The sequence below is a fragment of the Sphingomonas sp. RS6 genome (assembly GCF_054489705.1).
In genome coordinates, this window is record NZ_JBTMWM010000005.1 from 129,145 (window position 1) to 140,768 (window position 11,624).

Annotated in this window: 12 protein-coding genes; 9 read left to right on the forward strand and 3 right to left on the reverse strand. The window is 64.1% G+C overall.

Features of this window, described 5'->3' with window-relative positions; translation table 11 throughout:
* Positions 1-11 precede the first annotated feature (11 nt).
* Positions 12-953 (reverse strand): EpsD family peptidyl-prolyl cis-trans isomerase, encoded by a 942-nt coding sequence (locus ACX40Y_RS11340; protein WP_459119672.1) that lies wholly within the window; start codon positions 951-953, stop codon positions 12-14.
* Between the two features lie 133 nt (positions 954-1,086).
* Between ACX40Y_RS11340 and welK the strand changes: the two genes are divergently transcribed.
* On the forward strand, positions 1,087-2,133 hold the full coding sequence (gene welK / locus ACX40Y_RS11345; RefSeq protein ID WP_459119673.1) for a beta-1,4-glucuronosyltransferase WelK: 1,047 nt from the start codon (positions 1,087-1,089) through the stop codon (positions 2,131-2,133).
* Positions 2,130-3,008, forward strand: coding sequence for a glycosyltransferase family 2 protein (locus ACX40Y_RS11350; protein ID WP_459119674.1), 879 nt, complete (start codon positions 2,130-2,132; stop codon positions 3,006-3,008). The genes welK and ACX40Y_RS11350 overlap by 4 nt, the downstream gene beginning before the upstream one ends.
* Here ACX40Y_RS11350 and ACX40Y_RS11355 read toward each other — a convergent pair.
* Positions 2,991-4,415 (reverse strand): ATP-binding protein, encoded by a 1,425-nt coding sequence (locus ACX40Y_RS11355; RefSeq protein WP_459119675.1) that lies wholly within the window; start codon positions 4,413-4,415, stop codon positions 2,991-2,993. The genes ACX40Y_RS11350 and ACX40Y_RS11355 overlap by 18 nt on opposite strands.
* Before the next feature lie 53 nt (positions 4,416-4,468).
* Positions 4,469-4,720 (reverse strand): XrtV sorting system accessory protein, encoded by a 252-nt coding sequence (locus ACX40Y_RS11360; RefSeq protein WP_459119676.1) that lies wholly within the window; start codon positions 4,718-4,720, stop codon positions 4,469-4,471.
* Between the two features lie 282 nt (positions 4,721-5,002).
* Between ACX40Y_RS11360 and ACX40Y_RS11365 the strand changes: the two genes are divergently transcribed.
* The 7 genes from ACX40Y_RS11365 (at position 5,003) to ACX40Y_RS11395 (ending at position 11,621) form a co-directional block, all read left to right on the forward strand.
* Positions 5,003-6,250, forward strand: coding sequence for an outer membrane beta-barrel protein (locus tag ACX40Y_RS11365; protein ID WP_459119677.1), 1,248 nt, complete (start codon positions 5,003-5,005; stop codon positions 6,248-6,250).
* An 11-nt stretch (positions 6,251-6,261) separates the two neighbouring features.
* On the forward strand, positions 6,262-7,179 hold the full coding sequence (locus tag ACX40Y_RS11370) for a polysaccharide biosynthesis/export family protein (protein WP_459119678.1): 918 nt from the start codon (positions 6,262-6,264) through the stop codon (positions 7,177-7,179).
* A gap of 28 nt (positions 7,180-7,207) precedes the next feature.
* Positions 7,208-8,554, forward strand: a complete 1,347-nt coding sequence (locus tag ACX40Y_RS11375) for a Wzz/FepE/Etk N-terminal domain-containing protein (protein ID WP_459119679.1) — start codon at positions 7,208-7,210, stop codon at positions 8,552-8,554.
* Positions 8,554-9,264: a CpsD/CapB family tyrosine-protein kinase gene (locus tag ACX40Y_RS11380; RefSeq protein ID WP_459119680.1), complete on the forward strand. Its 711-nt coding sequence runs from the start codon at positions 8,554-8,556 to the stop codon at positions 9,262-9,264. Before ACX40Y_RS11375 ends, ACX40Y_RS11380 begins: the two co-directional genes overlap by 1 nt.
* A gap of 1 nt (position 9,265) precedes the next feature.
* Positions 9,266-10,162 (forward strand): exosortase V, encoded by an 897-nt coding sequence (gene xrtV, locus ACX40Y_RS11385; RefSeq protein ID WP_459119681.1) that lies wholly within the window; start codon positions 9,266-9,268, stop codon positions 10,160-10,162.
* Positions 10,146-10,856, forward strand: coding sequence for an exosortase-associated protein EpsI, V-type (gene epsI, locus ACX40Y_RS11390; protein WP_459119682.1), 711 nt, complete (start codon positions 10,146-10,148; stop codon positions 10,854-10,856). Before xrtV ends, epsI begins: the two co-directional genes overlap by 17 nt.
* 63 nt (positions 10,857-10,919) lie before the next feature.
* Positions 10,920-11,621 carry an FkbM family methyltransferase gene (locus ACX40Y_RS11395; protein WP_459119683.1) on the forward strand — a complete coding sequence of 234 codons (702 nt, stop codon included), beginning with the start codon at positions 10,920-10,922 and terminating at the stop codon, positions 11,619-11,621.
* Positions 11,622-11,624 lie beyond the last annotated feature (3 nt).

Consider the following 11,624-nt stretch of genomic DNA (forward strand, 5'->3'; position numbering starts at 1 on the left):
GCCTTGCATGCTTACTGCGTGTTGCCCGCCGGTGCCGCATCGGCCGCAGGCGTTGCGGCGCCGGCCGCGGGCGAGCTGATCGCCGACGGGGTTGGCGTGCTGCCCTTCAGCTGCGGCGGCGGGGCATAGCCCGGCTGGTACTGGACGCCTTCCTTCGCCTTCTTGATCGTCGCGCCCAGCTGCGCCTCGGCGGCGGCCGCGAAGCGTTCGGTCCGCAGCGCGTTGATCGCCGCGGTGCGCGCATCGGCGCCGGTCAGCGGCTGAACCGTCGAACCGGTGATGACGTTCGCGGTCAGACCCTGCGGCGACGGCAGGATGAACATCTCGCCCGCCGGAAGCGCCGCGATCTTCTTCACCACTTCGGTCGGCAGCTGGACCGTATCGAGCTGGCCGTTGCCGCGACGGAACTGGGTGCCGTCGGCGCTCAGCTTGGCGACGAGCTGGTCGAGCGTCTTGAGCGGCGCCAGCGCCTTGAACTTGTCGGCGCTGTTGGGCGGCGGGAACAGCACCTGCTCCACCGAATAGATCTTGCGCTCCGCGAACCGCTCGGGGTGCGACTGCTGATACTGGGCGATCTCGCCATCGGTCGGCTGCGTGATGCCCGAGGCGATCTTGTCGCGCAGCATCGTCGCCAGGATCATTTCGTCCGCACGACGTTCCTGAAGGAGATAGGCCGGGGTCTGATCGAGCTTCTGCTCGCGCGCGATCTTGGCGAGGATCTTGCGCTCGATCACGCGCTGCAGCGCCATCTGCTCGAGCAGCTTGCGATCGGCGCCTGCCGGGGCCGGCGAACCCTGAAGCTCGGCATTGAGTTCGAAAACCGTGATTTCTTCGCCATCGACCGTTGCGACGACCTGGCCCTTGTCGAGCTTGTCCTGCGCCTTGCCGCCCCCACAGCCGGCAACGGCCAGCGACGCAGCGGCCACCGCCGACACCAGAAACGATTTCTTCATGAAAGCCTCCCCCGCCGCCCGCGGAATTGCAGGCAGGCCAAAGTTCCACTTGAACCTATTCGGCCACGCGGGCATCCGCAATAGCATAGCGTTGGGCGGCTCCCTCCGGGAGGCACATCGGACAGGGGGCGGCGTGGAGCGACGGACGGCAGCGGAAAAGGCAGGCGAAGGCCGGCTGACCATGTGCCTGGCGGCGTCGGGCGGCGGGCACCTCCGCCAAATCCTCGATCTCGAATCGGTATGGTCTGCGCATGACTATTTCTTTGTCACCGAAGATACCGCGCTGGGCCGGAGCCTGGCGGAAAAGCATCCGGTGGAACTCGTCGAACATTATGCGCTCGGCCAGGCCCGGCTTGGCCATCCGCTGCGGATGCTCCGCGGCGCCCTGCGCAACCTGATCCAGTCGTGGCGGATCATCCGCCGGCACCGCCCGGACGTCGTGATTTCGACCGGCGCCGGCGCGGTGTTCTTCGCGGCGCTGATCGGCAAGCTCCACGGCGCCAGGTTCGTGCACATCGAATCCTTTGCGCGGTTCGACCACCCGTCGGCGTTCGGGCGCATGGTCAAGCGACTGGCGACGGTGACGATCGTGCAGTCGGCGGCACTCAAAACGCATTGGCCCGACGCCGAGCTGTTCGATCCGTTCCGCCTGATCGAGGGCGAGCGGCCGCCCAAGCAAGCGCTGACCTTCGCCACCGTCGGCGCCACCCTGCCCTTCCCCCGGCTGGTCAAGGCAGTGCTTGACCTCAAGCGCGCTGGCGGGCTGCCCGGCAGGCTGATCCTGCAATATGGCGACCAGCCGCTTGCCGATCCCGGCATCCCCAATGTCGAGATCCGCGCGAGCATCCCGTTCGATGAGGTGCAGCAGATCCTGCGCGATGCCGATCTGGTGATCTGCCATGGCGGCACCGGATCGCTGGTGACGGCGCTGCGTGCCGGCTGCCGTGTCGTCGCCTTCCCCCGCCGCCACGATCTGGGCGAGCATTATGACGACCATCAGGAGGAGATCGCCCAGACCTTCGCCGATCGCGGCTTGCTCCAGGCGGTACGCGACGAAGCCGATCTGGGCGCGGCGATCGCGCGCGCGCAGGCGAGCGAGCCCAGGATGGCGACGACGGACCACACCGCGCTGTCGGCGCGGTTGCGTGAGATGCTGGCACAGTGGAGCGCGCGGGCATGAGCGGGGAAACCGCCGCCCCGCGCATCAGCGTGGTGGTGCCGCACTATAACGACGCCGCAGGCCTTGCCGCGTGCCTCGATTCGCTCGATCGCCAGACGATCGGCCGGGCTGCGTTCGAGGTGATCGTCGGCGACAATGATTCGCCGTGCGGCCTGGCCGCCGTCGAGGCGGCGGTGGCGGGCCGCGCGCGAATCGTGACGGTTCGCGAAAAGGGCGCCGGGCCGGCACGAAACGGTGCCGCTGCCGAAGCGCGCGGCGAGATGCTGGCGTTTATCGACAGCGACTGCATCGCCGAGCCCGGCTGGCTTGCTGCCGGGGTGGCGCGCGTGGCGCCGGGCCGGTTCATCGGCGGGCGGATGTTCGTGCTGCGCCCCGAAGGGCGGATCAACGGCAGCCAGGCGCTCGAGCTGGTGCTTGCGTTCGACAACGAATCCTATGTCCGCAAGAAGCAGTTCACCGTCACCGCCAACCTGTTCGTGATGCGCGATGACTTTATGAAGGTCGGCGGTTTTCGCACCGGCGTGTCGGAAGACCTCGAATGGTGCCACCGCGCGATCGCGGCGGGCCTTGCGATCGACTATGCGCCCGATGCTGCGGTGGGGCACCCGCCGCGCGCCGACTGGGCGGCGCTGGTCGCGAAGAGCCGGCGAATCGAGCGCGAGCTGTTCCTGTTCAACCGCGAACGCCCGCTCGGCCGCGCGAAATGGCTGGTCCGCTCGCTGCTGCTCCCCGGCATGATCGCGATGGAAGCGCCGAAGATCCTGCGCGCACCGGAGATTGCGGGCGCGCGCGGCGCGGCGCTGGGCACGCTGGTGCGTGCCCGGCTGTGGCGCGCCGCCGCCGGCGTGCGCCAGTGCCTAGGATTTGACCTTTGACAGGTCGGCGCGCGCGGCGCTCGGCGCACCGCCCTCGCCCAGTTCGCCGCTGTTGAGCCGGTCGCGCGCGATCATCAGCCACAGATAGACGGGCAGATTGTCGTCGATGAAGCGGAACCGCTTTTCGCCCTGATCGATCTCGGTCTCGAGGCCGAGCGTGCGGACCAGACCCTCGAGCTCGCCTTCGATCTGCGCCTCAGTCGCCCGCGTCGTCGGCAGGAGATCGCCGATCGTGCGGGCCGAGAACCAGCCATCGGCCGAACGGGACGCCTCGCCCAGCGCCGCCACCAGCTGCGTCTGGGTGCCGTCGAGGAACCGGTGCATCTCGGCGACGGTGCGCGGCGACATGCGGCCTTCATTTTCGGTGACGACGAGATCGAGCGCGGCGCGGAGATGGCCGATGTCGACGGTGAGCCGGCCCTGATCGAGCGCCTCCAGCGCGGCATGATGGCACAGCAGGCGCGCCATATAGGGCGATCCGAGCGCGAGCAGGCTGATCAGATGGGCGAATTTCGGATCAAAGCGCAGCCCCGACGCCTCCTCGCCCAGCGCGATCATTTCCTGGACTTCGGCTTCCTGGAGGCGCGGCATCGGCAGGCCGATGATATTGCGGCGGATCGACGGGACATAGCCGACCAGTTCCTGCAGGTTCGACGAGACGCCCGCGATCACCAGCTGGACGCGCGCCGCGCGATCGGACAGATTCTTGATCAGTTCGGCGACCTGCTGGCGGAAGCCCGGATCGGTGACGCGATCATATTCGTCGAGCACGATCAGCACGCGCGTGCCGACGATATCCGAGCAGAGATCGGCGAGCTCGCCCGAATCGAATTCGCCCTTCGGCAAGCGGTCGGCCAGGCTGGCGCCCGCTTCGGCCTCGCCGGCGGTGGGCGCGACATCGCGGTGGAACAGCAGCGGCACGTCTTCGAGCACCGAGCGGAACAGCTCGGAGAAATCGACCGAGGCGCCGCAGGTGGCGTAGCTGACGATATAGCTCGATTCGCGCGCGACATCCGTGAGCACGTGCAGCAGCGACGTCTTGCCGATGCCGCGCTCGCCATAGAGCACGACATGGCTGCGCTGCGTCTCGATCGCCGAGATCAGCCGGCTGAGCATCCCCAGGCGCCCGGCAAAGGTGGCACGGCTCGTCACCGGCTGGGTGGGCGTGAAATAGCTCATCATCGCCAGCCGGGCGCGGGTGATGTCGCGCCGTTCGTTGCGCTTGCGCTCGAGCGGGCGATCGAGTGCCGACGCGCGAAAGCCCGGGAAATCGGGCCGCGACCGCGACGAGGACAGCTGCTCCCGGTTCGGCACGGCATAGCCCGCCGACGGAACGAAGCTTTCCTCCGGCTCCTCCTCGCGGCGGGAAAACGGCCACACAAACCTCAGCGCGGAACGTAGGGGCACTCGCTCACCTCATTAACAACATTGTGGCCCTTGCGGGCAAAGGCACCATCGCCTCAACGGCGCTTGATGAACTCATAGGGTTTGATCACCAACGCGATATAGGCCAGCACCAGCACGATCGTGATGATCGCAAAGATGTGATATTCTTCATTGCCTAAATAATTGGCAACGGCACAGCCCACCGCCGGCGGCAGGTAGCTGATCATCGTATCGCGAACGACCGAATCCGCCTGCGACCGCTGGAGGAAGATAACGATCAGCCCAGCAAAGATCGCGATGGTCACCCAGTCATAGGGCGTTTGCATGAATCCCCTTTCCGTGCGGCATTTCCGCTCCACGATTCCCGAAATCGGCATCGACGCAGTAGCAGCGCACCCCCGACACCGCCAGACACCCCCGGATGACCACAAGCTTAATAATGTGACGTTAAAAAGCCTGATCTCATCGCATGCGAGCCAGATTTGAATCGGCATGCAATAGATAATCGACCATATATGGGACGAACGCGACGGAAGCGAGACGAATCCGCGAGTGGATTGGTTGCCTCTGGCACCCGCTGTTGGTAATGACGCTGCGATCCTGGGGGGATGTGCGTGCAACCAAGTAGAAATTTTCGTTCGAACGCCAGCCGGCTGAGCCCGGCAGCCGCGCGCCTGGCGCTTGCGGCGCTGATCGCGCCCGCGTTTCCGTCGCTCGCGCATGCGCAACAGCAACAGGGCCGGCGGGTTGACCTGAATGCATCAACTCGCCTGCAATATGACAGCAACGTGGTCCTTAGCGATACCACGGTCGCCGGCGGGCGGCCTCAGAGCGACTTCAGCGTCGCCCCGAGTGTGAACGCTGATATCTATTTGCCGCGTGCGGGTGGCAGCTTCTATCTTACCGGCGGCATCGGTTACAACTTCTATCGCCGCTATACCCGGCTCAACCGCGAGTCGATCAATCTCACTGGCGGGGCCGACCAACGCCTTGCCTCCTGCGTCGTGCACGGCGAAGGTACCTATTCGCGGCGTCTGAGCGACCTCGGCGACCTGTTGCAGGAAAGCCCTGCGGAGAGCTTCAACAACACCGAAGAGCGGCGCGGGATCAGCGCCGATGTCGGTTGCGGCGGCACGATCGGCCTGCGCCCGTCGGTGGCAGTCAGCCGCATCGAAACGCGCAATACGTCGACGCTACGTAAGTTCGCCGATTCCAACACGACCAGCTTCACCGGCCAGCTCGGCTATGTATCACCAGCGATCGGTACGATTTCGCTGTTCGGCCGTTATAGCGACAGCAGCTACATAAACCGCGCGACGCCGAACGGCGAGCAGGATGGCGTGCGCACTTATGCGGCCGGGCTTCAGCTGGAACGCAACCTCGGGACGCGCCTGAACCTCGCCGCGTCGGTCAATTACACCAAAGTCGATCCGAAGCTTGCGCAGACCGCCGAGTTTACCGGTGTCGGCTATGATCTCTCGGCGACCTACAGCGGCGATCTGTTCCAGCTGACGATCTCCGGCAGCCGGGTCGCACAGCCGTCGCAGCTCCAGTTCGTAAGCTATGACATCCAGACGACGATTGGCGCTGTCATCACCCGCCAGCTTTCACCGCGGATCAGCCTGACTGGCGGGGCGCGTTATTCCCGTCGCAGGTTTGCCCCGTCGGAGATCTTCACCGGTGCGCCGCCACCGGGCAATGACGAGCGGGTTAGCCTGAACACCGGCTTGCGTTACCGCGCGGGCCCTCGGCTTAATTTCATGCTGGACGCCAGCTATCAGCGGCGCACATCAAATATTCAGCTCTTCGCTTACAATACGACGCGGGTCGGCCTTACAACCTCGCTGTCTTTCTGATGAGAGCATTCATGTCCAAGAAGCATACCGCCACCGCAGCCGCCGTTCTCGCCATGATGACGTGTGCGGCGGCTCCTGCCTTCGCCCAGATTCCCACGCGTTCGGTACCCGGTCCGACGCCTGCCCCGGTGCCGGTGCCACAGCAGGCCGCGCCACAGCAGACATCGACCACAACGCCGGCAGATCCGTCGATGGCCACCGCCGCCCCCGCCGGAGTGGGCACCAGCCTTCCAGAAGGCTATGTTATCCACGCCAATGACGTTATCCAGGTCGATGTGCTCGGTCAGTCGGATTTCAAGACGCAGGCCCGCGTTCGCGCCGACGGAACGATCACCCTGCCCTATCTCGGCATCGTTCAGGTTGCGGACAAGGATCCTGTCAAACTTGCCGATGAACTCGGCAAGCAGCTCACAGCCGGCGGCTATTACGCTAAGCCGATCGTCAGCGTCGAAGTCATCAGCTTTGTGAGCAACTATGTGGTGGTCCTTGGAGAAGTCGGTTCGGCAGGACTTCAGCCGATCGACCGCGAATATCACGTCAGCGAAATCATCGCCCGTGCCGGCGGTATCAAGCCTAGCGCCGGTGAATATGTGCTGCTGACTCATCCGGACGGAACCACAACCAAACTAGATTACGAAAAGCTGGCACAGGGCGGACCGAACGACGATCCGCTGGTCAAGGCGGGTGACAAGGTGTTCGTACCGCAGGTCGAGAAATTCTATATGTACGGGCAGATCAACGCGCCTGGCGAATATCCGTATCGATCGGACCTGACCTTGGAGCGCGCCCTCGCACGTGGTGGCGGCCTGACCGCGTCCGGCAGCACCAAGCGCGTTAAGGTGACGCGAAACGGCGAAGAGATTAAGCTCAAGAAGGATCAGCCGATCCTTCCGGGCGACGTGATCGTCGTCGGCGAACGGCTTTTCTGATTTTCCGCAGGCTTGGCGAGGCACCGCTGTGAGTATTGTTCAATTTTTCCGGATATTGTGGGCGCGTCGCTGGATCATCATTCCGGCGTTCCTCGTCTGCGTGATCACCGCGACCGTCGTCTCGCAGTTCCTGCCGCAACGCTACCGGGCCAGCACCCGGATCATGCTCGACACGTTTAAGCCGGATCCGGTGACGGGCCAGGTGATGAGCTCGCAGTTTATGCGCGCCTTCGTCCAGACCCAGATCGAACTGATCGAGGATTATCGCACCGCTGGTCGCGTCGTCGATCAGCTGGGCACTGCCAACGATCCCAGTGCCATCGCGCAATTCAATGCATCGTCGGCGGCCAAGACCGGCGACATCCGTCGCTGGCTTGCACAGCAAATCATCGCCAACACCGAAGCCAATGTAATCGTCGGCAGCAACATCCTCGTAATCAGCTATTCCGACACGTCGCCCGAACGCGCCGAGCAGATCGCGAACATGCTCCGCAATGCGTTCATCGCTGAAAGCATCGAGTATAAGCGCGACGCGGCGAAGAAATCGGCCGAGTGGTACGCTGAGCAGGCAGAAGTCGCTCGGAAGTCGCTGGATCAGGCGGTGGAAGCGCGCACGGCATTCGCCAAGCAGGCTGGGATCGTGCTGACGGGCGCTGGCGCCGACCTGGACACCCAGAAGCTTGAACAGCTTCAGGGGCAGACAGTGGCCGCCGCGGCTGCGCCCACGGTGGCGCCTGCCGGCATGGGGCCGGCGCAGATGCAACTTGCGGCGATCGATCAGCAACTGCAGCAAGCGGCGGCGACGCTGGGCCCCAACCACCCGGCGTTCCAGGCGCTGCAGCGACAACGGGCGATTTATGCGAAGGCTGCTGCCGATGAACGCGCTCAGGCGGCGGCTGCCAGCGGCATCAACCGCAGCGCGATTGAAGGCGCTGCGAACGCCCAGCGCTCGCGCGTGCTCGCCAATCGCGAGAATCTCGACAAGCTGATGGAATTGCAGCGCGACGTCCAGCTGAAGCAGGATCAATATGTCAAAGCGGCGCAGCGCGTCGCCGATCTTCGGCTGGAAGCCAGCAGCGACGATGCGGGCATGACGACGCTCAGCGAGGCCTCGGCACCGACCTCGCCCTATTATCCGAACGTTCCGATGATCATCGGGGGTGCGGCTGGCTTCGGTGCGGGTCTGGGCCTGCTGATCGCACTGCTCGTCGAACTGCTCGGCCGCCGCGTGCGCAGCCCCGAGGATCTCGAAGTCGCCATCGATGCTCCGGTGTTCGGTGTGATACAAAGCAGCATGTCGCTGCCCAGCCGCCTGCGCCGTGGCCTGGAGGTAGCCTCCGCAACGGCGGAAACGCAGGGAGCCGCAGTAAGCTAATGGATGCCATCACCTCGCCCGACTCGCAGCCGAGCGGCGATCGCCCTAGCGGCGCTCCGACCATTCCGGACACGGTCAACATGCTGGAATACCAGCTCGTCCTGGCCGATCCCAATGGCATCGAAGCCGAGGCCATTCGCGGCCTGCGTACCCGGATCGTTGCCCAGCATCTCCGCGAGGGTCGGCGCGCGCTGGCGATCTGCGCACCGTCGAAGGGGGTCGGTTGCACGTTCACGGCCGTCAATCTCGCCACCTCGCTTGCGCAGATCGGAGTTAAGACTGCGCTGGTCGACGCCAATCTGCGCGAGCCTGCAATCGGGGCAGCGTTCGGCCTTTCCTCCGAAGCCCCCGGCCTGGCGGATTATCTTTCGTCCGCAGATGTCGAGATCGACTCGATCATCCATCGCAGCCGGCTCGATCAACTTTCGGTGATTCCCGCCGGTCGCGCCGTGCACAGCCCGCAAGAGCTTCTGTCATCGGAGCAATTCCGTGACGTGGTTAGCCAGCTGCTGCGTGAATTCGAGATCACGATCTTCGACACGACGGCGTCGAATACCTGCGCCGATGCGCAGCGCGTATCCAATGTCGTCGGCTACAGCCTGATCGTGGCACGGAAGGACACAAGCTATATCCGCGACGTCACCACGCTCAGCCGCATGTTGCGCGCCGATCGCGCGACGGTGGTCGGCTGCGTGCTTAACGGATACTGACTTGGAAACGGTTCCGTCGGCAGCGCTGGAGCAGCGGCGCCCCTTCCCCCGTGGGGCTCAAGGATTCTGGTTGGCGGTGGCCGGTCTGCTGGCACTCGCGATCCCGACGTTGATCACGCTGGGACGCCAGGTGTGGAGCGCCGAGGGCGGGGTCCACGGGCCGATCGTGCTTGCCACCGGCATCTGGATGCTGGGCCGCCAGCGACACACGATCGAAGCGCTTGCAAAACCAGGCAATCTGTTGATCGGCGTTCCGATGCTGATCGTGTCGCTACTGCTCTACGTCGGTGGTCGCGTATTCGATTTCATCAGTATCGAGACCTTCGGGCTGGTCGCGGCGACCGTGTCGGCCGGCTATCTCTATTTCGGCGGTGCCGCGCTCCGCGCATGCTGGTTTCCGGTGCTGTGGCTATTCTTCCTGGTCCCGCCGCCGGGATGGGTCATCGACCGTGTCACTGCACCGCTCAAAGAGTTTGTGTCCTATGCCTCGACCGGATTGCTGTCTGCGCTGGACTATCCGATCCTTCGCCAGGGGGTGACGCTGTTCATCGGGCCCTATCAGTTGCTGGTCGAGGATGCGTGTTCGGGCTTGCGTTCGCTTTCCAGCCTCGTCGTCGTGACGCTGCTCTATGTGTATATCAAGAACAAGCCTTCCTGGGGCTATGCCCTGTTCATCGCGATGCTGGTCGTCCCCGTGGCGGTGGTGACGAACATCATCCGCATCGTCCTGCTGGTGCTTATCACATATTATTGGGGTGACGCCGCCGCGCAGAGCTTCCTGCACAACACCACCGGCATCGTGATGTTCGTTGTCGCGTTGCTCGGCATCTTCGCCATCGACTGGCTGGTCGAGCGAATCGTCCTGTTTGGCGGGAGGCAGCATGTTCAACCGGCGTGACCTAATGATTGGCGCCGGCTGCTTCGCCGCTGCCGGCGCGTCTGCCGGGCTCAAGCCTCGCAAGAAGATGGACCTTCTCGGCGCGGCGAGTCTGGACGAGCTCCTGCCCCGGGCTTTCGGCGCGTGGAAGGCCGAGGATACGGGTGCGCTGATCGCCCCACCCCGTGAAGGCAGTCTCGAGGATAAGCTCTACAACCAGGTGGTGAGCCGCGTGTTTTCCCGCGCGGACGGCGCTGTGGTGATGATGCTGGTCGCCTATGGCAAGGCGCAGACAGACCTTTTGCAGTTGCACCGACCGGAAGTCTGCTACCCGTTTTTCGGCTTCACCGTGACGGATAGTCACCCGCAGACGATCCCGATTACCCGCGACGTTGCCATTCCCGGGCGGGCAATGACCGCATCAAGCTTCAACCGCACCGAACAGATTCTCTACTGGGCGCGCGTTGGCGAATATCTGCCGCAAACAGGCACCGAGCAATTGCTTGCGCGGCTGAAGAGTCAAGCCCGGGGCTGGATCGTGGACGGGGTGCTCGTTCGCATCTCCACGGTCGATGCCGAAGCCGCAGAAGGATTGGACGTCAACCTCCATTTCGCGCGTGAACTGGTGGCGGCCATGCCCAAGGCATTGCTCCGTCCGTTACTGGGGAGCGATTTCGGGATCGATGTCGCCGCCGAAGAAAAAGGCGTGATCTGATCGCTTGCGCGCTGCACCGCAGCAACATAGGCCTGCACGCGGACCACGCGATGGGAGAGCAACGTGAATATCCGGGGTAATCTTCGCCGCCTTTACAATGGCGTGAACAAGCACATCGCCCGCAAGCTGGTGCCGATGCTCTGTCCCCGGGTAAGCACCGGGGCGATCATAACGATGGGGCGCGGCCACGGCGCGTGGCGCGTGCCGGCGGGATCCGTCCGGCCGGACATGATCTGCTACTGCGTCGGCGTCGGTGTCGAAGCCTCGTTCGACCTCGAACTGGCGGCGGCCGGCTGTCAAGTCTGGTCGTTCGACCCGACCCCCACCGCCATCGATTATATGGAAAAGCTCGATTATCCGAAGGATCGTCTTCAGTTCCTGCCGATCGGCGTGTGGAGCGAGAATACGACGCTCGAATTTTTCATGCCGGCGGACGGCATCGTCAATCTTTCAGTGAAGAACGTCCATTTGACCGGCCAGTCGGTCAAGGCACCTTGCAAGACGCTGCGCACGATCATGGCCGAACTCGGCCACGATCGTATCGACCTGCTCAAGGTCGACGTGGAGGGCGCCTGGAAGGAAATCATCGACAGCATGGTCGAGGAAGATATCCGCCCCGACCTGTTCTGCGTCGAGTTCGATAGTCCGACGTCGACCGCGAAGGTGGTGAGCACGGTTCGTCAGCTCGCAAAAATCGGCTTCGTGCTGGCGGACATCGATCGCGACAATTATCTGTTTATCCAGTCGTCCCTCGTCGCCCGCTGACCC